Source organism: Streptosporangium fragile (assembly GCF_039534445.1).
GTDB classification, from domain to species: domain Bacteria; phylum Actinomycetota; class Actinomycetes; order Streptosporangiales; family Streptosporangiaceae; genus Streptosporangium; species Streptosporangium fragile.
On sequence record NZ_BAAAVI010000048.1, the window covers coordinates 1 to 20,313 of the forward strand.

19 protein-coding genes are annotated in these 20,313 nt (G+C 71.6%); 11 read left to right on the forward strand and 8 right to left on the reverse strand.

The annotated features are described in order from the left end of the window. Together ABD841_RS27420 and sucC are read right to left on the reverse strand one after the other, a co-directional pair. Positions 1-448, reverse strand: a 448-nt coding sequence (locus tag ABD841_RS27420; protein WP_344977845.1) for a CoA-binding protein, incomplete at its 3' end; no start/stop codon positions are given. Next, complete coding sequence (gene sucC, locus ABD841_RS27425) at positions 448-1,629, reverse strand: ADP-forming succinate--CoA ligase subunit beta (RefSeq protein ID WP_344977847.1); 1,182 nt, start codon at positions 1,627-1,629, stop codon at positions 448-450. The genes sucC and ABD841_RS27420, both read right to left, overlap by 1 nt. Positions 1,630-2,076: 447 nt before the next feature. On the opposite strand from sucC, the gene ABD841_RS27430 reads away from it, so the two are divergent. From ABD841_RS27430 to ABD841_RS27445, 4 genes are all read left to right on the forward strand, one after another. Then, complete coding sequence (locus ABD841_RS27430) at positions 2,077-2,934, forward strand: hypothetical protein (protein WP_344977849.1); 858 nt, start codon at positions 2,077-2,079, stop codon at positions 2,932-2,934. Between the two features lie 270 nt (positions 2,935-3,204). Continuing rightward, positions 3,205-4,089 (forward strand): hypothetical protein, encoded by an 885-nt coding sequence (locus tag ABD841_RS27435; RefSeq protein WP_344977851.1) that lies wholly within the window; start codon positions 3,205-3,207, stop codon positions 4,087-4,089. A 327-nt stretch (positions 4,090-4,416) separates the two neighbouring features. Next, positions 4,417-5,337 (forward strand): hypothetical protein, encoded by a 921-nt coding sequence (locus ABD841_RS27440; protein ID WP_344977853.1) that lies wholly within the window; start codon positions 4,417-4,419, stop codon positions 5,335-5,337. A gap of 192 nt (positions 5,338-5,529) precedes the next feature. Then, positions 5,530-6,489 carry a hypothetical protein gene (locus ABD841_RS27445; RefSeq protein ID WP_344977855.1) on the forward strand — a complete coding sequence of 320 codons (960 nt, stop codon included), beginning with the start codon at positions 5,530-5,532 and terminating at the stop codon, positions 6,487-6,489. A 233-nt stretch (positions 6,490-6,722) separates the two neighbouring features. Here ABD841_RS27445 and pcrA read toward each other — a convergent pair whose 3' ends face one another. Then, positions 6,723-8,996, reverse strand: a complete 2,274-nt coding sequence (gene pcrA, locus ABD841_RS27450; protein ID WP_425582048.1) for a DNA helicase PcrA — start codon at positions 8,994-8,996, stop codon at positions 6,723-6,725. A 117-nt stretch (positions 8,997-9,113) separates the two neighbouring features. On the opposite strand from pcrA, the gene ABD841_RS27455 reads away from it, so the two are divergent. Together ABD841_RS27455 and ABD841_RS27460 are read left to right on the forward strand one after the other, a co-directional pair. Beyond that, on the forward strand, positions 9,114-9,833 hold the full coding sequence (locus ABD841_RS27455) for a PIG-L deacetylase family protein (protein WP_344977857.1): 720 nt from the start codon (positions 9,114-9,116) through the stop codon (positions 9,831-9,833). Between the two features lie 64 nt (positions 9,834-9,897). After that, entirely contained in the window at positions 9,898-10,635 is a 738-nt protein-coding gene (locus ABD841_RS27460; RefSeq protein ID WP_344977859.1) for an ABC transporter permease, read from the forward strand. A gap of 61 nt (positions 10,636-10,696) precedes the next feature. Here the strand turns inward: ABD841_RS27460 and ABD841_RS27465 are convergent, their stop codons facing one another. The 5 genes from ABD841_RS27465 to ABD841_RS27485 form a co-directional block, all read right to left on the reverse strand. Further along, positions 10,697-11,653 carry a CPBP family glutamic-type intramembrane protease gene (locus ABD841_RS27465; protein WP_344977861.1) on the reverse strand — a complete coding sequence of 319 codons (957 nt, stop codon included), beginning with the start codon at positions 11,651-11,653 and terminating at the stop codon, positions 10,697-10,699. A gap of 55 nt (positions 11,654-11,708) precedes the next feature. Further along, entirely contained in the window at positions 11,709-11,972 is a 264-nt protein-coding gene (locus tag ABD841_RS27470; protein ID WP_344977863.1) for a WhiB family transcriptional regulator, read from the reverse strand. 268 nt (positions 11,973-12,240) lie between these two features. Then, entirely contained in the window at positions 12,241-13,710 is a 1,470-nt protein-coding gene (locus ABD841_RS27475; RefSeq protein ID WP_344977865.1) for a glutamate-cysteine ligase family protein, read from the reverse strand. A gap of 60 nt (positions 13,711-13,770) precedes the next feature. Next, positions 13,771-14,409, reverse strand: a complete 639-nt coding sequence (locus ABD841_RS27480; RefSeq protein WP_344977867.1) for a LuxR C-terminal-related transcriptional regulator — start codon at positions 14,407-14,409, stop codon at positions 13,771-13,773. A gap of 211 nt (positions 14,410-14,620) precedes the next feature. Next, positions 14,621-15,838, reverse strand: a complete 1,218-nt coding sequence (locus ABD841_RS27485; RefSeq protein WP_344977869.1) for an ATP-binding protein — start codon at positions 15,836-15,838, stop codon at positions 14,621-14,623. Between the two features lie 141 nt (positions 15,839-15,979). On the opposite strand from ABD841_RS27485, the gene ABD841_RS27490 reads away from it, so the two are divergent. From ABD841_RS27490 to ABD841_RS27510, 5 genes are all read left to right on the forward strand, one after another. Next, on the forward strand, positions 15,980-17,674 hold the full coding sequence (locus ABD841_RS27490; protein ID WP_344977871.1) for a PspC domain-containing protein: 1,695 nt from the start codon (positions 15,980-15,982) through the stop codon (positions 17,672-17,674). Further along, positions 17,664-17,900 (forward strand): hypothetical protein, encoded by a 237-nt coding sequence (locus ABD841_RS27495; RefSeq protein WP_344977873.1) that lies wholly within the window; start codon positions 17,664-17,666, stop codon positions 17,898-17,900. Before ABD841_RS27490 ends, ABD841_RS27495 begins: the two co-directional genes overlap by 11 nt. 43 nt (positions 17,901-17,943) lie before the next feature. Then, positions 17,944-18,519 carry a CGNR zinc finger domain-containing protein gene (locus tag ABD841_RS27500; RefSeq protein WP_344977874.1) on the forward strand — a complete coding sequence of 192 codons (576 nt, stop codon included), beginning with the start codon at positions 17,944-17,946 and terminating at the stop codon, positions 18,517-18,519. Between the two features lie 325 nt (positions 18,520-18,844). After that, the gene (locus ABD841_RS27505) at positions 18,845-19,288 is read left to right on the forward strand and encodes a VOC family protein (protein ID WP_344977876.1); all 444 of its coding nucleotides are present in this window, start codon (positions 18,845-18,847) and stop codon (positions 19,286-19,288) included. Between the two features lie 5 nt (positions 19,289-19,293). Further along, a complete protein-coding gene (locus ABD841_RS27510) occupies positions 19,294-20,199 on the forward strand; it encodes a pyridoxamine 5'-phosphate oxidase family protein (RefSeq protein ID WP_344977878.1) in 906 nt (301 codons plus the stop codon). Positions 20,200-20,313 lie beyond the last annotated feature (114 nt).

Below are 20,313 nucleotides of genomic sequence, written 5' to 3' on the forward strand. Positions count from 1 at the left end.
TGCGGCCGGCGGTGGTGATGTCGGCCGGGATGATGCCCGCGTTCGACGCGCCGGGCGAGGCGATGCCGGGGCAGTTGGGGCCGATGATGCGGGTCTTGTTGCCCTTGGCCACCGCGTAGGCCCAGAACTCGGTGGTGTCGTGGATCGGCACGCCCTCGGTGATGACCACGCAGAGCGGGATCTCGGCGTCGATGGCCTCCTTGACGGCGTCCTTGGTGAACGCCGGGGGCACGAAGACGACCGACACGTCGGCGCCGGTCTTCTCGACGGCCTCCTTGACGGTGCCGAAGACGGGCAGGCCCTCGTGGACCGTGCCGGCCTTGCGGGCGTTCACGCCACCGACGACCTTGGCGCCGGAGGCGAGCATGCGGCGGGTGTGCTTGGTGCCCTCACCGCCGGTCATGCCCTGAACAATGATCTTGCTGTTCTCGGTCAGCCAGATAGCCATTACGCACCTACCGCGGCGAGCTCGGCGGCGCGCTTGGCCGCATCGTCCATCGTGTCCACCAGTTCGACGCCGGAGAGCTTGGCGTCGGCGAGAATCTGCCGCCCGAGTTCGGCGTTGTTGCCGTCCAGCCGGACGACCAGCGGGCGGGTCACGGCCTCGCCGCGCGCGTCCAGCAGCTGGAAGGCGGAGACGATGCCGTTGGCGACCGCGTCACAGGCGGTGATGCCGCCGAAGACGTTCACGAAGATCGACTTCACCGACGGGTCGGAGATGATGATCTCCAGGCCGGCCGCCATGACCTCGGCCGAGGCGCCGCCGCCGATGTCGAGGAAGTTGGCGGGCTTGGGCCGGCCAGGGAAGGCCTCACCGGCGTAGGCGACGACGTCGAGGGTCGACATGACCAGGCCCGCGCCGTTGCCGATGATGCCGACGGAACCGTCGAGCTTGACGTAGTTGAGGTCCTTGGCCTTGGCCGCGGCCTCCAGCGGGTCCTCGCTGGCCTTGTCCGCGTAGGCCTCGTGCTCGGGCTGGCGGAAGGCGGCGTTGTCGTCGAGGGTGACCTTGCCGTCGAGGGCCTTCACCTGGCCGTCGGCGGACAGGATCATCGGGTTGACCTCGACCAGGGAGGCGTCCTCGTCGACGAAGACGGCCCAGAGCTTCTCGATGAGCTCGGCGGCGCCGTCGAGCGCGGCCTCCGGCAGGCCACCGGCCTGGGCGATCTCCCGGGCCCTGGCACGGTCGACACCCTCCAGCGGGGAGACCGGAACCTTCGCGACCTTCTCCGGCGTGCTGTGCGCGACCTCTTCGATGTCCATGCCGCCCGCGGCGGAGCAGATGGCGAGGAACGTACGGTTGGCGCGGTCGAGCAGGAAGGAGAAGTAGTACTCCTCCGCGATCGCGCTGGCTTCCTCGATCAGAACCTTGTGGACCGTGTGGCCCTTGATGTCCATGCCGAGGATCTGAGTGGCCTTCTGCTCGGCGTCGGCTGCGTCGTCGGCGACCTTCACGCCCCCGGCCTTGCCACGACCACCGGTCTTGACCTGGGCCTTGACGACGACACGACCGGTCAGCTGCTCGGCTGCCGCCCGCGCCTCCTCCACGGTGTGCGCGACGATTCCGCGCGGCACCGGGATGCCGTACTCCGCGAAGAGCTCCTTCGCCTGATGTTCGAACAGGTCCACGAGGGTCCGTCCTTGCTTGTCCGGCTGGTGGATAGATGTCAGCGAGCCGGCTCCACGATCCAAGGGGGGAGCCCGGCGGTTTTCGCGCCAATGAAGCCTAGCCCGCCCGGCGACCTGACCAGGTAACCGGGTCCCAGATCACGCCGACGGAATGTTGTTCGTGCGGACTCGGACCGGCGCCGGCACGGTCAATCGATCACACTCCACCCACCCGGCCGGAAAACTCCATGCCGGGCCGCCTCCCGACGAGACGACCGCGTCCACGCGTGATGCCGGATCTCTGCAACACCGGATCTCCGTGACAGGCCCGTCGCGCACGCGACCGGGCGGTCCGCCGGGCGGACTCACGCGCGCGCAATCCGGCGACGCGAGTTGTTGGCGTACGCCATAGTCCCGGACACGGCCAGTGGCTAGCTTGGCGGATCTTGACTCCGGGAGGGGATCCGCATGAGGCGGTGGGTCGCTGTGGCGGCGGCGGTTCTGGTCGGTTCGGTGCTGTGTTCGGGGGCCGCGGAGGCCGCGGCGCCGCCGTCCCCGGTGACGGCGCTGAAGCGGCAGTTCGGCGAGCACGTGGGGCTGCGCGTCTCCGACGTCGGCCGGGTCTACCGGGGCGGCGAGGCGGTGGTCACCATCTGGCGCAAGGGGCGGGTGGAGTTCGACGCCGACGGGGTGTACGCCACGGACACCGTGGGACGGACCGAGGCCGGCCGCGGTGCCGTGAAGGAGCTGGAGAACCAGCTCGGGCAGCAGCTCGGCTCGACCCGGGTGATCTGCTTCCCGAACGAGGCGTACCTCTCCGGCCCCGGTTACGAGACGTGGCTGCCGGAGGGGAAGACCTGGCTCGGGCTGATCGGCCCGGCGAACATCAAGCAGACCGCGGCGCTGCCGCAGATCGTGAACATCTTCGAGCCCGCCACGCTGGGCACGTTGCTCTCGCACGCCTCCGTGCGCAAGAAGCTCCGCTCCGGCACGTTCCTGCAGGGAGCCGTGACGTTGCGCACCCTCTACAAGGTCTCGCCCTCGCTCCGCGACCGGCTCGCCGGGCCGCCGAAGGGCAGGAGCGGCAGGATCCCGGTCGGCTTCCGGCTGTGGCTGGACCCCTCGAACCTGGCCCGCCGCCTGAGCACCACCTGGCGGCAGCCCATCTCCGGCGACGCCCGGAAGTACACGACCACGGTGGTGGACACCCGCTACACCGGCTGGGGTTCGCCGGTCACCCTCGTCCCGCCGCCCCCGGAGGACACCGCGGACGCGGGCCGGGTCGGCGCCGACCTCCCGGAGCCCGCGGTCCTGCCGATCGGCTGAGGCGACCGGGCCGGCGGAGGGCCGGAACGGATTCACCGCCCTTCCGTCACGGCCGCCGTCTCCGTCGCGGCCCGTGATAAGAGGAATACGATGATCGCCGTTTCGGGAACCACATGTCCTCTCCCGGACATACAGCGGGCACCTGCACCGAATATGCACATGTAATTCAAGACAAAAATCCAAATATGAGATTCCTCCGTGATCTTGATGCGTAACAATACGGTGATCCCTCCCATCCAGCGCGGAGGGAACCATCAGGAGGAATTTCCTTTGAAGCGACACATCGTCGGCCTGGCGTGCGCCGCGACAGCCGTGCTGGGTGCCACGGCACTCGCGCCGACCGCGCACGCCTCCGCACAGGCCGCCGATCCGGTCACCGCGCTGAAGAAGCAGATCAGTAACGGTCGCGGCGTCACCTTCGTCGACACGACGAAGGTGACGACGTCGTACGACAGCGGCGTCTTCGCACAGCGCAGGGGGTCGATGCAGCCCGGCGCCTCCGGCATCAAGGCATCCGACCAGACCACCAAGCTCCGTATCACGGCGAGCGACGTCAAGGCGCTCTCCGAGGGCATGGACGAAGAGGATGCGAAGCTCATGGCCGGGCTGGCCAAGCCCGAGCGGGTCGTCCGGATCAAGGACGTCTCCTACATCTCCGGCGGCATCTTCGGCCAGCTCCTGCCCGAGGGCAAGACGTGGCTGCAGCTTCCCGGCGGCTCCCTGGGCAACACCGGGCGGCTCAGCCAGCTCGTCAACGTCGCCGAGCCCGCGACGTTGAAGGCCCTGCTCGCACACGCCGTGGTCAAGCGCCCCACCGCCTACGCCGGAAAGATCACCTTCGGCGAGCTGTACAAGGTCTCACCGTGGTTCCGGGCCGGATTCCTCACCACTCCGACCGGCAAGCAGGCGAAGACCGTGGTGGACTGGAAGCTGTACCTCGGCGCCGACGGGCTCGCCAAGCGGCTGACCACCACCTACCCCGGAACCCCCCTGGGCGCCAAGGACACGACCCTGACGGTCGACACGCGCTACTCCGGCTGGGGCTCCGAGGTCACGGTCAAGGCCCCGCCCGCCGACCAGGTCGCCACGCAGAAGGACCTGCAGGAAGACGTAGACCCCAACATGCCCGTCCCGCTGCTGGGCGGCGGCAAGTGATCGGCTCACGCCGATCACCCCGGGTGATCTCCGTATCCGGTTCGCCTCGGGCGACCCGCGGGCGCTGAGCACCACCCGACGACCCGCGGGCGCCGAGCACCACCCGACGACCCGCGGGCGCCGAGCACCACCCGACGGCTCACGGGCGCTGAGCACCACCCGAGCCGAACGGCCCGCCGCGCCCGGCCAGACGTCACCTGGCCGGGCGCGGCACTTCATGGTGTTCTTCAGCAGATTTCACCAAACGCGGCGCGGCATCGGGAAAGACACCCTTTTCCATCCATGGCGCCGTGGCCGAACACGCAAAAGCAAAGAAGGAACGACTCGATGAGGCGAATGATCGCCATCCTGGCCGGCGCCACCGCAGCGGCGCTGATCGCCCCCCTCCCGGCCACCGCGCACGCCTCCGCGCAGGCGCCCGACCCGCTCACCGCGCTGAAGAAGAAGATCAGCAGCGGCCACGGCGTGGCCTTCGTCGACACCATCAAGATGCGGCACTCCGGCGAGAGCACGGTTCTCGGCAAGCGCGACGGGGAACTGCAGTTCGACGCCACCGGGGTGAGCGCGTCGGACCACACCACCAAGCTGCGTTTCGACCGGGACGACCTCGATCTCCTCCTGAGCAGCCTCCAGAGCGGCACCGGAGACTGGACCGAGCGCGAGATCGAGCCCAAGAAGACCCAGGAAGAGGAGAAGCTGGACAGACTGCTCGACGGGCTGGCCGATCCGGAGCGGATCGTCCGGGTCAAGAACACGGCCTACATGTACGGCGGAGTCTTCGGCCCGTTCCTGCCGACGGGCAAGCCCTGGCTCCGGATACCCGAGGACTCGACCGGTATCGCCGGCGCGATGGGCCAGTACATCAACCCGGCCGAACCCACGACCCTCAAGGCCCTCCTCGCGAACGCCACGGTCAAGCGCCCCACCGTCTACTCCGGGAAGATCACCTTCGGCGAGCTCCACAAGGTCTCGCCGTGGTTCCGGGCGGCGGCGGGGAAGACGCTGCACGGCAGCCTGGCCAAGACCACGCTGAACTGGAAGCTGTACCTCGGCGCCGACCGGCTCCCCAAGAGGCTGACGACCTGGCAGGGAACGTCGGAGGCGAGCCAGACGGTCGACACCAGCTACAGCGGCTGGGGCTCCGAGGTCGCCATCGCCGCCCCGCCCGCCGACCAGGTCGCCACGATGAAGGAGCTGGCGGACGGCATCGTCGCCGACATTCCCGTCCCCCTCGTCAGCATCAAGTGACCCCTTCACCGTGACCCCCGCGCGCCGGCCACCGCCTTACCGTGAGGCACCCCGCGCCCGGCGGCATCGCCGCCGGGCGCGGCGTTTCTCCGGGCCTCGGGCGGTTCTTGATCCTCTATATCGGGATATAGGCAAGAATCTTCTTCCTCCCCTCCGCGACGATGCGAGGAAACATACGAGAGGACCCCCTCGATGAGGCGAACGATCGCCGTCCTCACCGGTGCCACCGCGGCGGCGCTGGTCGTTCCGGCGCTGGTGGCCGCGGGCCCGGCGAGCGCCCAGGGCGCCGGGCCCGCCGGGAGCGCCCAGGAGACCGGGAACACCCGGAGCGCTCAGCGTGTCAGGGCCGCGGCGGATCCGGTGTCGGCGCTGAAGCGCCAGTTCAGGACCCACCGCGGCGTGCGGCTCACGGAGAACACGAAGATCATCGGCCAGGGCGGGAAGCCTCGGACGATCGTGACCCGGCGGGACGGCGTGCTGGAGTTCGGCAGGTCCGGTCCGGTGGCCTCCGACCTGACCACCGCGTTCACCCTGCCCACGGAGGACGGGGAGCTCAAGGGCCTGTCCACCCCGTCCCGGACGATCTCGGTGAAGGGCGTCTCCTACACCTCCGGCGGGGTCTACACCGACGCCATGCCCGAGGGCAAGAAGTGGCTGCGCACCCGGGGCGCCTCCGTCTCCCTGGTCAGCCCCATGCAGCAGATCATCAGCACTGTCGAGCCCGGCACGCTGAAGGCGACACTGGCGCACACCGCCGCCAAGCGCCCCGGCGGGACGTGGGACGGCACCCGGACCACGGTCCATTCGGGCACGATCACACTGACCGAGCTCTACCGGGCCTCCCCCGCGGTCCGCGCGATGCTGGGCAAGAAGCCCACCGGCAGGTCCGCCACACTCCCGGTGACCTGGAAGATCTACATCGGCTCCGACCGGTTGGTCCGCCGGGTCGTGTCGTCGTACACCGAGTCGACCCGGGGTCTGAACAGCACCGAGCTGACCTACGTCAACGACACCCGCTACACCGGCTGGGGCATGAGGTCCGCCGTCAAGGCCCCGCCGGCCGACCAGGTGGCCGACTTCGACGAGCTCGACATCGGCGCCGACCAGGCGGAGCAGGCCCAGAACCCCCTCCGGGAGCTCTTCGGGGAATGACCGGGAACGGGCGGGATCCGGGAGCAGGCCGGCTCCCGGATCCGCCGTGAAGCCGGGCCGGGCTCTTCGGGCGTCGCCCGCCGCACCGGGCCGATCCCGCCGCCCGGCCGCCCCTCCGCGAAGCTCCGTGCCGGGCGGAGAGGCGACGACGATCTCCTTGATCCGGGGATCGTACGCCTGTGGCGTGTCCGATCCCCCGGATCAAGAACGTCCTGCTCCCCCGGCCCGGAACCTCAGAGCTTCTCCAGGGGCGCGTAGGCCAGCAGCAGGGTCTTCTCTCCCCCGCTGCCGAAATCGACCTTGACCTTGGTCTTCTCCGCGACGCCGTCCACGGAGACGACCGTGCCGAGGCCGAACGCGTCGTGGGTGACGCGGTCACCCGGGGTGAGGGTGGGGAGCCGCTTGCCGCCGGACCCGCCCGAGCCGCCGGCCTTCCTGAGCGGCGCGGTGCCGGACTCGCGCCGGGTGGCCGCGCCCCAGGGGGTCTTCCCCGGGTCGCTGCGCCAGTCGAGCAGGTCGGCGGGGATCTCGGCGACGAACCGGGAGGCCGGGTTGAAAGCGGGCGAGCCCCACGAGCTGCGGACGGCCGCCCGCGAGACGTACAGCCGCTTCTCGGCCCGGGTGATGCCGACGTAGGCCAGGCGGCGCTCCTCCTCCAGCTCCTTGGGCTCACCGAGCGAGCGCATGTGCGGGAAGACACCGTCTTCCATCCCGGTGAGGAAGACCACCGGGAACTCCAGGCCCTTGGCCGTGTGCAGGGTCATCAGCGTGACCACGCCCTGGCCGCCGTCGGCCGCCGGGATCTGGTCGGCGTCGGCGACCAGCGACACCTGCTCCAGGAACTCCACCAGCGTGCCCTCGGGGTTGGCCTCCTCGAACTCCGAGGCGACCGAGATCAGCTCGTCCAGGTTCTCCAGGCGGCTCTCGTCCTGCGGGTCGTTGGAGGCCGACAGCTCCATGCGGTAGCCGGTGCTCACCAGCACCTCCTGGGCGAGCTCGGAGGGCGACATGCCGTCGGCCTTCACCATCAGCTCGTCCATCAGGGCGACGAACTCCTTGATGGCGTTGACCGACCGGGTGGCCATGCCCGGCGCCTCGTCGGCCCGGCGCAACCCCTCCCAGTACGGGATCCGCTCCCGGGCGGCGAACGCCTCCACCATCGCCTCGGCGCGCTCGCCAATGCCGCGCTTGGGCACGTTGAGGATGCGGCGCAGCGAGACCATGTCGTTCGGGTTGGACAGGAAGCGCAGGTAGGCGAGCAGGTCGCGGACCTCCTTGCGCTCGTAGAAGCGCACCCCGCCCACGACCTTGTACGGCAGGCCGGTGCGGATGAAGATCTCCTCGAAGACGCGGGAGGCGGCGTTCGTCCGGTAGAACACGGCCACCTGGCCGGGCTGGACGCCCTCGTCGTCGGCGAGCCTGTCGACCTCCTGGGCGACGAACATGGCCTCGTCGTGCTCGTTGTCGGCGACGTAACCGACGATCTTCGGCCCGGCGCCCTGATCGGACCAGAGGTTCTTGGGCTTGCGGCTCTCGTTGCGCGAGATGACCGCGTTGGCGGCGGACAGGATCGTCTGGGTGGAGCGGTAGTTCTGCTCCAGCAGGATCGTCCTGGCGTCCGGGTAGTCGCGCTCGAACTCCAGGATGTTGCGGATCGTCGCGCCCCGGAACGCGTAGATCGACTGGTCGGCGTCGCCCACCACGCACAGCTCGGCCGGGGCGACGCCGCCCTCCCTGACCAGGTCGCCGTCGGCGGTGCGCAGCTCGGGGCGGCCGACGATCTCGCGGATCAGGACGTACTGCGCGTGGTTGGTGTCCTGGTACTCGTCGACCATGACGTGCCGCCACCGGCGCCGGTAGTGCTCGGCCACGTCGGGGAAGAGCTGGAACAGCGTCACCGTGAGCATGATGAGGTCGTCGAAGTCCATCGCGCCGGCCTCGGTGAGCTTCTGCTGGTAGGAGCGGTAGGCCTCGGCGAGCTTGCGCTCCAGGTGGGTGGAGGCCTGCGCCGCCGCCGTCTCGTAGTCGATCAGCTCGTTCTTGAAGTTGCTGACCTGGGCGGAGAACGAACGCGGCGGGTAACGCTTGGGATCGAGGTCCATCTCGCGGCAGACCATCGCCATCAGCCGCTGGGAGTCGGCCTGGTCGTAGATGGAGAAGCTCGTGGGGAAGCCCAGCCGTCTGGCCTCGCGGCGCAGGATCCGCACGCACGCGCTGTGGAAGGTCATCACCCACATCGCCGACGAGCGCGGGCCGATGAGCCTGTCGACCCGGTCCTTCATCTCCCGGGCGGCCTTGTTGGTGAAGGTGATCGCCAGGATCTCCTGCGGGTGCACGCCCCGCTCGCCCAGCAGATAGGCGATGCGGTGGGTCAGCACCCGGGTCTTGCCCGAACCCGCGCCCGCGACGATGAGCAGCGGGCTGCCGTGGTGCACGACGGCCTCGCGCTGCTGGGGGTTGAGCCCGTCGAGCAACGGGTGGGTCAGGGAAGAGGCTGGGATCGACACGTCCCCTAGGTTAGAGCGGCCCGCCGACAACCGGGTCCAGCACCGTCAAGGAATGCGGACAGAGTTATCAACGGTTGTGATGATCGAACGGAACGCGACAAAGGGAAAGGATGCCCCATGCTCTCCGACAACGAGATCCATCGGGTGCTCGTGGTGACCGCCCATCCCGATGACGTCGACTTCGGCGCCGCGGGCTCGATCGCGTTGTTCACCGACCGCGGTGTCGAGGTGACGTACTGCGTCGTCACCGACGGCGACGCGGGTGGCTTCGACCGTGCGCTGGACAACGGCGGCATGGCCGAGCTCCGCCGCGCCGAGCAGACCGCCGCCGCCAAGGCCGTCGGCGTGACCGACGTGCGCTTCCTGGGGTACGGCGACGGCACCGTGGTGCCCGGCCTGGACCTGCGGCGCGACATCGCCCGGGTCATCCGGCAGGTCAGGCCCGACCTGGTGATCACCCACAGCCCGGAGCGGAACCACCGGTTCATCGCGCCCAGCCACCCCGACCACCGAGCGGTCGGCGCCTCGGCGCTGGACGCCGTCTACCCCGACGCGCGCAACCCGTACGCCTTCCCGTCGCTGCTGCTGGAGGAGGGGCTGGAGGCCTGGACGGTCCGCGAGGTCTGGCTCAACGGCGGCCCCACCCCCGACCACCACGTCGACATCACCGGCACCTTCGAGCGCAAGCTCGCCGCGCTGCGCGCCCACGTGAGCCAGACCGGCCACCGGGACGACTTCGAGAGCTTCATCCGGGACCGTTTCTCCGGCATCGCCGCCGAGGCGGGCTTCGGCGAAGGCCGCTACGCGGAGGCCTTCCAGCGGGTCTCCACCGCCTGACCCCCGCGACAGCGGCAAGAGCGCCGAGAGAACACCGAGAGAACGCCGAGAGAACGCCGTCTCGTTGAGCAGTATCGACCTGTCACCCGCCACCGCCGTCGTCGTCGTGCTGCTCGCCCTCGGGGGCGCCGCCGTCGCCTGGCTCGGCCGCCTCGGGCACGCACCCGCCGTGCTCATGGCCTCCCTGCGCGCCGCCGTCCAGCTCGGAGCGGTCTCGCTGATCATCGTGTGGGCCGTCGGGCGGCCCCTCGCGGTCGCGGCCTTCGTCCTGGTCATGTACGGCGTGGCGAGCGTGACCGCGGGCCGCAGGGTCTCCCCCGGCCCGGCCGGCCGGTGGGCCGCGGTGCCCGTCGCGGCGGGGACCGCGCCGGTGCTGGCGCTGCTGTTCGGCACCGGGACCGTCCCGCCGCAGGGCATCACGCTGATCCCGGTCGCGGGCATCCTGCTCGGCGGGTGCCTGACGGCCACGGCGCTCGCGGGACGGCGGGCGCTGGACGAGCTCGCCCAGCGGCGCGGCGAGGTCGAGGCGGCCCTCGCGCTCGGCTTCTCCGACCGGGACGCGGCGCTGGAGATCTGCCGCCCGCCCGCCTCCCAGGCGCTCGTGCCCGCGCTGGACCAGACGGGCACCGTGGGACTGGTCACGCTCCCGGGGGCGTTCGTGGGGATGCTCCTGGGCGGGGCCGATCCGCTCCACGCCGGGGTGGTGCAGCTGGTCGTGCTGGTCGCGCTGCTGGCCGCGGAGGCGGTGGCCGTGGTCGTCACGATCGAACTGGCCGCCCGGGGTCGCTTCGGCACCCGCTGACAGGACCGGGAGGCTTCCCCGGGAAGTCCCGTTCCGGGGGCTCGTCAGCCGGGGAGCCGCGTCACGGGGAGCCCGCGCGGCGGGGGCCACCGGTCCCGGCCCGGTCCGGCGGGGCGAGGCGGGCGAACAGGTAGCCCAGGGAGTTGGTCGCCAGGTGGAACATCGAGGGCGCGGCCAGACCGCCTCTCCGGCGCAGGTGGGTGAAGAGCACCCCGGCGAGCCCCGTGGTGACCACCGCGCCGGTCACGACACGCGTCGTCTGCCACGTGCTCGGCCGCGCGGGCGGGTCCGGCACGCCCGGCGTGCCTCGTACCTCCTCGGGCCCGTCCGGCGCGGCGGATCCGTCCGGCACGGTGATCACGGCGGGCGCGGTGATGACGGCGGACGGGGATTCGCCGGAGGCGAGGCGGCTCAGCGCGGGGTTGGCGGCCATCATGTCGATCGCGGGAAGCACGTGCCAGAGGCCGAACAGGGCCGAGGAGGCCACGGTGGCCGCGGCGGTCCCGTACGAGCGGGCGACGAGGGCATGCAGCACCCCGCGGAAGCCGACCTCCTCCAGTAGGACCGTGCCGAACGGCACCTGAAGCAGCGCCTCCTCCAGGACCCGGGCTCGCGACAGGGACAGCGCCCGCTCGTCGCGGAAGAACCGGCGGGTGGCCGGGACGGCGATGCCGACGGCGTAGACCCCGGCGACCGCGGAGGCGAGTACGCCGCCGATCCGCACGCCGCGCGAGCGCTCGTGGAAGCCCAGTTCGGCCCAGGAGAGCCCGGAGCGGCGGGCCAGGGCGAGGAGCACGCCGGTGGCCGCGGTGGAGGTGAGGGGGCACAGGCGGGGCGCCACACGGTTGTTGAGCACGTTGGCCGCCACCAGCACGCCCACCGCCCCGGCCAGCGCGCCGCTCCCCCGGGGATCCGGCGCTCCCGCCCGCGCGCCACGCCCGCGGAGATCCGGCGCTCCCACCGGCGCGCCACGCCCCATGACACGCCGGACGGCGTCGAAGGCCGGTCCCAACCCCATTCCTCACGCCCCTCACGACACCGCGCACGCCCGGTTCGAGGCTACGTGACGGGGGTCAGCTCGCGGCGCTCCGGCGCCAGCCGTTGGGGAAGCGCATGCTGCGGCGCTCCTCGACGGTGAGCCCACCCCAGATGCCCTCGGGTTCACCGGCCCGCAGCGCGTACGCCCGGCAGTCTTTGATCACCGGACATCCGGCGCAGACCTCCTTCGCGCGCGCCTCGTGCTCGGCCGACGGCATCAACGGGAAGAACAGCTCGGGGTCGCTCGTCCGGCAGGCGCCCCGCGCGGCCCAGCCGATCTCTCGGACCGTCTTCCGCATGACATCACCCCCCCTGGTGGATCATCGGCCCTCAGACTAAGGGGCCCGCGCCGCCGGGACATCAGCCTCCCGAGGGATTCCGGGATACTCATCGCGATGTACGTCAGCGGGCCTTCGCGTCCCGGCCGTGGCTCCGGCGGGCGGCAGGGACGGGAGGCCGGGCGCCGGAATCCCCGTGGGAGGCCGCCGGGAACTCGCCCCCGCGGGCCGCGACGACGACCGCCGGTACCGGAGGAGCACGGCGGCCGTCGCGGTCCGGCCGGGGCGGTCAGGAGATCGGCCAGGTATGCACCGGCTCGTTGGCGTGCATGTGGTCGATGTACCGGAGGGTCATCCGGCGCAGGGCCTCGTACCGGTCGAGGTCGCCCAGGGCGTCCACCGTGTCGATCTGCCAGCTCGCGCCGGTCGTGCCCGTCAGGCAGCGCTGTTCGACGATCCCCAGCAGCCGGTCCCTGACCTGCGGTGCCACCTCCCACAGGTCGAGCCCCTCGTGGGCGAGCGGGAGCAGGCGGCGCAGGATCAGCTCGGCGGCGACCACCTCACCGAGGCCCGGCCAGTAGAGCCTGGCGTCCAGGCCGTGCCGGGCGGCGGCGTGCAGGTTGTCCTCGGCCGCGGCGAACGACATGCGCGTCCACACCGGGCGCTCGGCGTACGGGAGCACCCGCATGAGCCCGTAGTAGAACGCGGCGTTGGCGGCGACGTCCGCCACCGAGGGCCCGGCGGGCAGCACCCGGTTCTCCACCCGCAGGTGCGGGACGCCGTCCACGACGGCGTAGACCGGCCGGTTCCACCGGTAGACGGTGCCGTTGTGCAGGGTCAGCTCGCCGAGATCCGGCGTCACGCCGCGCTCCAGCTGCTCCCGCGGGTCTTCCTCCTCGCACAGGGGCAGCAGGGCGGGGAAATAACGGGCGTTCTCCTCGAACAGGTCGAAGACCGAGGTGATCCACCGCTCGCCGAACCACACCCTCGGCCGGACGCCCTGGGCCTTCAGCTCCACCGGACGGGTGTCGGTGGCCTGCTCGAACAGCGGGATCCTGGTCTCGTGCCAGAGGTGGCGGCCGAACAGGAACGGCGCGTTGGCGGCCACCGCCACCTGTGGACCGGCGATGGCCTGGGCGGCGTTCCAGTGGGCGGGGAACGCCTCCGGGCTGACCTGCAGGTGGAGCTGGAGGCTCGTGCAGGCGGCCTCGGGGGTGATGCTGTCCGCGTAGGTGTCGAGGGACTCGTGACCCTGGATCGCCAGGTGCAGGTCCTCTCCCCTGGCCGCGAAGATCTGCTCGTTCAGGAGCCGGTAGCGGGGGTTGGCCGACAGCGTGCCCTCGTGCACGTCGCTCTCGCGCAGCGTCGGCAGGATGCCGACCATCACCATGTGCCCACCCACCGTGCGGGCCCGCTCCTCGGCGTGGTTGAGCCGGTCGCGGATCACCTTCTCCAGCCGCGCCGCGCCGTCCGCGTCCAGGGGCTCCGGCACGACGTTGATCTCCACGTTGAACTGGCCGAGCTCGGTGGCCCAGTCGGGCTCCGCGATCGCCGCCAGCACCTCGGCGTTCTTCATCGCGGGTTCGCCGCGCTCGTCCACGAGGTTGAGCTCGATCTCCAGCCCGGCCTTGGGCCGGTCGAACTCGAACCTCGACTCGCGCAGCATCATCGCGAACACGTCGAGGCACCGGCGGACTTTCTCCCGGTATCTCCGCCGGTCTTCCCGGCTGAACACCATCGCAGGTACGTCACGCCCCATACTTCGCAGAGTCGCACATAAGTTACTGCTCGTACAGGGCTCGTACCGGATGTGCGCAGGTCAGACCAGGCGCCGCGCCGTGGCCCAGCGGGAGAGCTCGTGGCGGTTGGAGAGCTGGAGTTTGCGCAGCACGGACGAGACGTGGGTCTCCACGGTCTTGACCGAGATGAACAGCTCCTTGGCGATCTCCTTGTAGGCGTAGCCTCGGGCGATCAGCCGCAGGACCTCGCGCTCACGCTGCGTCAGCGAGTCGAGTTCGGGGTCGATCGGCGGGGCCTCGCTGGAGGCGAAGGCGTCCAGCACGAACCCGGCCAGCCTCGGCGAGAAGACCGCGTCGCCCTCGGCGACCCGGCGGATGGCGTCGGTGAGCTCGCGACCGCTGATGTTCTTGGTGACGTAGCCCCGGGCGCCACCGCGGATCACACCGATGACGTCCTCGGCCGCGTCGGAGACCGACAGGGCGAGGAAACGGACCGGGATGCCCGCGCCGAGGACGCGGCGCAGCACCTCCTGACCGCCGCCGCCGGGCATGTGCACGTCGAGCAGGACCACGTCGGGCCGGAGGTCGGTGATCGCCTTGACCGCGGAGTCCACGTCCTCGGCCTCGCCGATCACCTCGATGGAGTCGCCGAGCTCCGCCCGGACACCGGAGCGGAACAGGCGGTGATCGTCGACGATCAGGACCTTGACGGCGCTCATCGGATTCCTCCAGCGGGGAGACCCCGGGCCTCGGCCCCGGGTAGGGAACGCGTGACGGTGACGCGTCGCGCCCGGTGCGGTACCGGCCGCCCGGCGGTGGGCGCCGAGCCGCCGGACCGGCGGGATGTGACGCCTGTGGAGACCGGGGAGGGCCCCGTCCGGATCCGTCCCGGCGGCCGGTCTCCGGCCCGCCGCCTCCTGGCTCGTTCGCTCACGCCTTCTCCAGTTTCATGGTCAACATCACTTCCGTGCCCTCGCCGGGCTCGGTCCGCACCCTGGCGCTGCCGCCGTTGCGCTCCATCCTGCCGATGATCGACTGGCGGATGCCCATCCGGTCGTCGGGCACCTCCTCCATGTCGAACCCGACGCCCCGGTCCCGGACGAAGACGGTGACCTCGCCCGGCTCCGCCTCGGCGTAGACGGAGATGACCTCCGAACCAGAGTATTTCGCGGCGTTGACCATGGCCTGCCGGGCGGCCTGCATCATCGCGGACAGCTCGGGCGTGAGCGGGCAGTCGCCCACGCAGACGACCTCGATGGGCACCCCGTGGGCGTCCTCCTCCTCGGCGGCGACCCGGCGCACCGCGGCGGCCAGTGACGCGTCGGCGTCCTGCTTGGGCTGGTAGAGCCAGTTGCGCAGCTCACGCTCCTGGGATCGGGCCAGCCGCATCACCTCGCGCGCGTCGTGGGCGTTGCGCTGGATGAGCGTCAGGGTGTGCAGCACCGAGTCGTGCACGTGCGCGGCCACCTCGGCGCGCTCCTCCTGCCGGATGCGCTCGCGGCGCTCCCGCTGGAGTTCCTTCCAGAGCGCGGCCAGCCAGGGTGCCGCGATCAGCGCGACGCCGCCGACGACCACCAGGGTGAACATGATGCCGGGGCGGGCCTTGCCCAGCTCGTCGGTGGCCACCAGGAAACCGATGGCGCCGACCACGACGAGCACCAGCCCGACGAACGTGCGGACCCGGTTCTGACGCACCTGCCCGACCGTCGAGTTCATCCAGCGCCGTCGCCGGTCCGGGTCGGCCTGCTGCCACAGGATCAGCGAGCCGATGCCGCCCACCGCGATCGGCCACGCGCCGATCCCGCCCCCCGTGGGACCGCCGACGAGCCAGTCCAGGGCCGTCAGCGCCAGCCCGATCGCGCCGTACGCGGCGAACTGGCTCCAGTCCCTGGCGGGCTCCCTGCCCTCGTGGGGCTCGCGCGGGGTGAACATCCACAGGGCCGCGTACGCGACCGCGCCGATCCCGTCCAGGACGGTGAGCAGCACGAAGGCCAGCCGCAGCACGACCGGGTCGAGCCGGAGCTGGGCCGCGGCGCCCTGGGCCACGCCGGCGACCAGCCGGCCCTCCACCGGCCGCACCAGGCGGGGGAAGGCCGCGTCCTCGGACGTCACCGGCACTGTGTCATGAATTGTCGGTCGGTCAGCCATATCGTCAGCATCGTCACACGAACCGGTCCCTCCATGCATCAGGCGTTCCCCTGAAGCGACCCTGAGAGGGTCCCCGCCTCTCGGGGACGGCTCAGGGGTCTCCCGGATGCGCGGGCGGCGGGGAGAGGCCACGATGAGAGCATGACCGAAACCGGGCACACACCAGACCCGGCGAGCACCGCGTCCGACTCGCCATCTGCCCCTCTCCCCGGCGAGGGGCACCTGCAGCGCAGTGACGAGGGACGCATGCTCACCGGGGTCTGCGCCGGCCTCGGGCGCTACACCGGCATCGACCCGGTGCTGTTCCGGGTCGGCTTCGCGGTGCTGGTGCTCGGCTCCGGGATCGGCATCATGCTCTACATCGCGGCTTTCCTGCTGATGCGCGAGACCGACGGCGGGCCCGGCCACCTGGAGCAGTGGACCCGGCGCGAGATCGACAGCGAGACCGTGCTGGCCCTGCTGGCCGGAGTGTTCGCGTTCGGACTGATCATCAACATTTCCTCGGGCGGCATCGGCACCGGCACGGTCGTCGTCGGCACCCTGTTCGCCGTCGCCCTGCTCGCCGCCCACGCGCGCGGGGTCGACCTGCTGGCGCTGACCCGGTCGCTGCCCGACCGGCTGCGCAGGCGCCGCCCGCCCCGCGCCTTCGGGCAGGCGCCGGGCGCGTTCGCCGCCCCGGGCCGGGTCCAGGACCCGTTCACCACCGCCGGTGCGCCCGCGTCCGCCCCCTTCACCACCGCCGCCCCCGCCGGCACTCCCGCACCCGCCCCCTTCACCACCGCCGCCCGGCAGGACGCCGCCCCGGCGGACGCGCGAACGGTCACGGAGCCGTACGAGCCCGCCGCCCCCGCGCCCGGTCCCACCGCCCCCGGGCCAGCCGGTCCGGAGTCCGCCGCCGAGGCCCCGCCGAGCCCCGGGGGATCCGCGGCCCCCGCCGCCCCCGCGCCCGCCGGTCCGGAGTCCGCCGCCGAGGCCCCGCCGGACTCCGGGGGATCCGCGGCCCCCGCGCCCGGTCCCACCGCCCCCGGGCCAGGCCGCGGGAGGATGTACGAAGACCCGTACCGCCCCGCCGGGCCGTCCTACGACTCCTCGGGTGAGCCGTTCTCACCGTACGGCCCCTACCAGCCGCTCGACCCGCGCAGGCGGCAGGGGTACCCGTCCTACGGCCCGCCGTACGCCCCGGCCGGGTACGGCCCGCCGACGCGGACGGCGCTCCGGCCGCGGCGGCCCAGGTCGTTCGTCGGGGGCGTGACCATCTGCCTGGCCATGATCGTTGGAGGGATCATCGTGGCGATCCAGTCGGCCTCGGGACCGGTCAACATGACGGTCGCCGGTGGTGCGATGCTCGTCGTCATCGGGGGCGGCCTCCTGGTCGCCGCCTGGATCGGCCGGGGCGCGGCCCTGGTCGCGGCGGGCACCATCCTGTCGATCGCCCTGATCGCGGGATCCACGGTGGGCGGCATGCCCAGGAAGTTCGGCACCTACGACTGGCATCCCGTCAAGCTGTCCGACGTCGCCCGGAGTTACTCGGTGGGCGTGGGCGAGGGCAGCCTGGATCTCAGCGAGCTGTCCCTGCCGCCGGGGTCGCGGACGATCGTGGACGCCTCGGTCTCCGTCGGCGAGATCAGCGTGATCCTGCCCGCGACGGTCAGGGCGGAGGTCCACGGCTTCACCAAGTTCGGCGACGTGAAGATCGACCACACGGTGGAGGGGGGCGCCGACGTCCAGCACCGCAAGATCTTGGAGCCGGAGGTGCCCCCGGCGGGCGACGTGGCGACCATCGTGCTGAACGTCAGGGCGGGCATCGGTGACGTGGAGGTGCGCCGTGCGGCCTGACATGGACCCGTCCACCGCCGGGGGATCCGGCCCCGCGCGGCCCGAGCGCCGCCTGCTGCACCGTACCGACTGGATGGCGCTGCTCAGCGGGGTGCTGTTCATCGGCGTCGGGATCGTCTTCGTCAACGCCCCGTCGATCGAGCCGCTGGCCATGCTCCCCGTCGTGGTGAGCGGCCTGGGCCTCGCCGGTCTGGTCGCCATCCTGGTCAAGGCGGTCCGCCGCTAGATTCATACGGATAACAGGCCGTAGAAAGCATTAGAATCAGGGGATGCCAGTCCTGGAGTTCGTCAGCACGATCCGCGCCACCCGAGCGGGGCTGACGGACACGCTCGCCGACGTCGACGGCATGACCGCCTGGGGCCGGGCGCACGCCACCGAGCTGGGGCTCGACCCCGGCTTCGTCGCCTCGGAGGAGCTGCGCCGCGAGGTGGTCGAGCTGCGGCAGGCCGTCCGGTCGCTGTTCGCCAGAGCCGTCGCGCCGGGCCCGGCCAGCAGCGCGGACGCGCACCTGCTGCCCGGCTTCGGCGACGCGCTGGCCCTGGTCAACGCCGCCGCCCTCGCCGTCCCGCTGGCCCCGCGCCTGGAGTGGCCCGCCGAGGGCGCCCCGGCCGTGCGGATCGTCCCGGCGGTCGAGGCGACGGACTCCGCGCGGATCCGCGCGACGCTCGCGGCCTCGGCGGTCGAGTTCCTGGGCGGGCCCCGGTGCGACCAGCTCCGCGCCTGCCCCGCCCCGCGCTGCGTGCTCTATTTCGTCAAGGAGCACGCCCGCCAGGAATGGTGCTCGGTGAGCTGCGGCAACCGGGCCCGGGCGGCTCGCCACCACCGCCGGCACAAGGACGGCTGACACCGCGGGCGTGACGGCCGGCGCCTGGGCGGCCGGCCGCCACCGGAGCACGAAGGCGACCGACCGTCGGCGGCGCACGGGCGACCCACCGCGGCCGGCACACAAGCGACCCACCGCGGCCGGCACACAAGCGACCCACCGCGGCCGGCGCACGGGCGACCCACCACCGTCCGCGCACAGGCGACCGGCTCCGGGAGCGCCCCACATCCTCTGTCGCGAGTGACGCATGTCACAAATTACTAACGGTAAAAATCTATGTCTTCCGTTAGATTATGGGTACCAACCTAACGGGACGATCCGTTAGATATGCGACGGGAGAAGACAGATGACCTTCCAGACCGGTCACATCGGCCTCAACGTCTCCGATCTCGACGCGTCCAGGGACTTCTACCGGAAGGTCTTCGGGTTCGAGGTTCTCGGCGAGTCCACCGACGCGGACCGCAGGTACGCCTTCCTCGGGCTCGACGGCAGGCTCATGGTGACCCTCTGGCAGCAGAGCGAGGGCCGCTTCGCCACCGGGACGCCCGGGCTGCACCACCTGGCCTTCCAGGTGCCCGACATCGAGGCGGTCCGCCGGGCGGAGGACGTGATCAGGGAGATCGGCGCGACGCTCCACCACGACGGCGTGGTGGCGCACCGCGAAGGGGCGTCCTCGGGTGGCGTGTTCTTCGAGGATCCGGACGGGATCCGGCTGGAGATCTACGCGCCCACCGGCGCCGGGACGTCCCCCGCACCGGGGGGCGCCGCTCCGACCTGCGGCTTCTTCTGACCGCCGTGGAGCACGCGGGAGAGCTGGCGGTGCAGCGGCGGGCCGGGGTGCGTGCCGTGGCGCTGGGCTCGGCCAGGATGCGACCCGAGATCCCCGCGGTGGCGGCCGAGTTCCTGGCCCGGCAGCGGATGCTGCTGATCGGGGCCGCCGATCCGGACGAGCGCCTGTGGGCGACCGTCCTGACCGGCCGCGAGGGGTTCGTCCGCGCCGTGGACGACCGGACGATCGTGATCGACACGGTGCCGGGCGAGCACGATCCGCTGGCCGGGCTGGACGGCGGCGAGATCGGAATGCTCGCGATCGAGCCGTGGACCAGGCGGAGGATGCGGGTCAACGGCACGGTCACGCGAGAGGGCGGGCGGCTGGTCGTCCGCACCGAACAGACCTATGCGAACTGCCCCAAGTACCTCCAGACGCGGGAGATCATCGGGGAGTCCGCCGGGACCACCGCCGGGACCACAGCCGGGGCCTCGCCGGTGGCGGCGCTCACCGGCGGTCACCGGGCGTGGATCGAGGCGGCCGACACGTTCTTCGTCGCCACCAGGGCCGCCGGGCTCGGCGCCGACCTGTCGCACCGGGGCGGCAACCCGGGCTTCGTGCGGGTGGTGGACGAGCGGCGGCTGGTCTGGCCGGACTACGTCGGCAACTCGATGTACATGACGCTGGGGAACCTGGAGCTGGACGAGAGCTGCGCCCTGCTCTTCCTCGACTGGGACCACGGCGACGCGCTGCACCTGACCGGCCGCGCCCGCGTCGACTGGGATCCGAAGGACGTCCCGGGCGCGCAGCGGCTGGTCGGGTTCGAGCTGGACCGGGCCGTGCTCGTCCGGGGCGCCAGCCCGCTCCGCTGGAGCTTCGGGGAGTACTCGCGGCACAACCCGCCCGCGCGAACGGGGGACGGGCAGGCCTGAGGCGGGATCCGGGGCGCAACCGTTCAGGGCACGAGCCGCCCGGGGTCCGGAACACGAGCCGTCCGGAACCCGGAACGCAAGCCACCCGGAACCTGGAACGCAAGCCACCCGGAG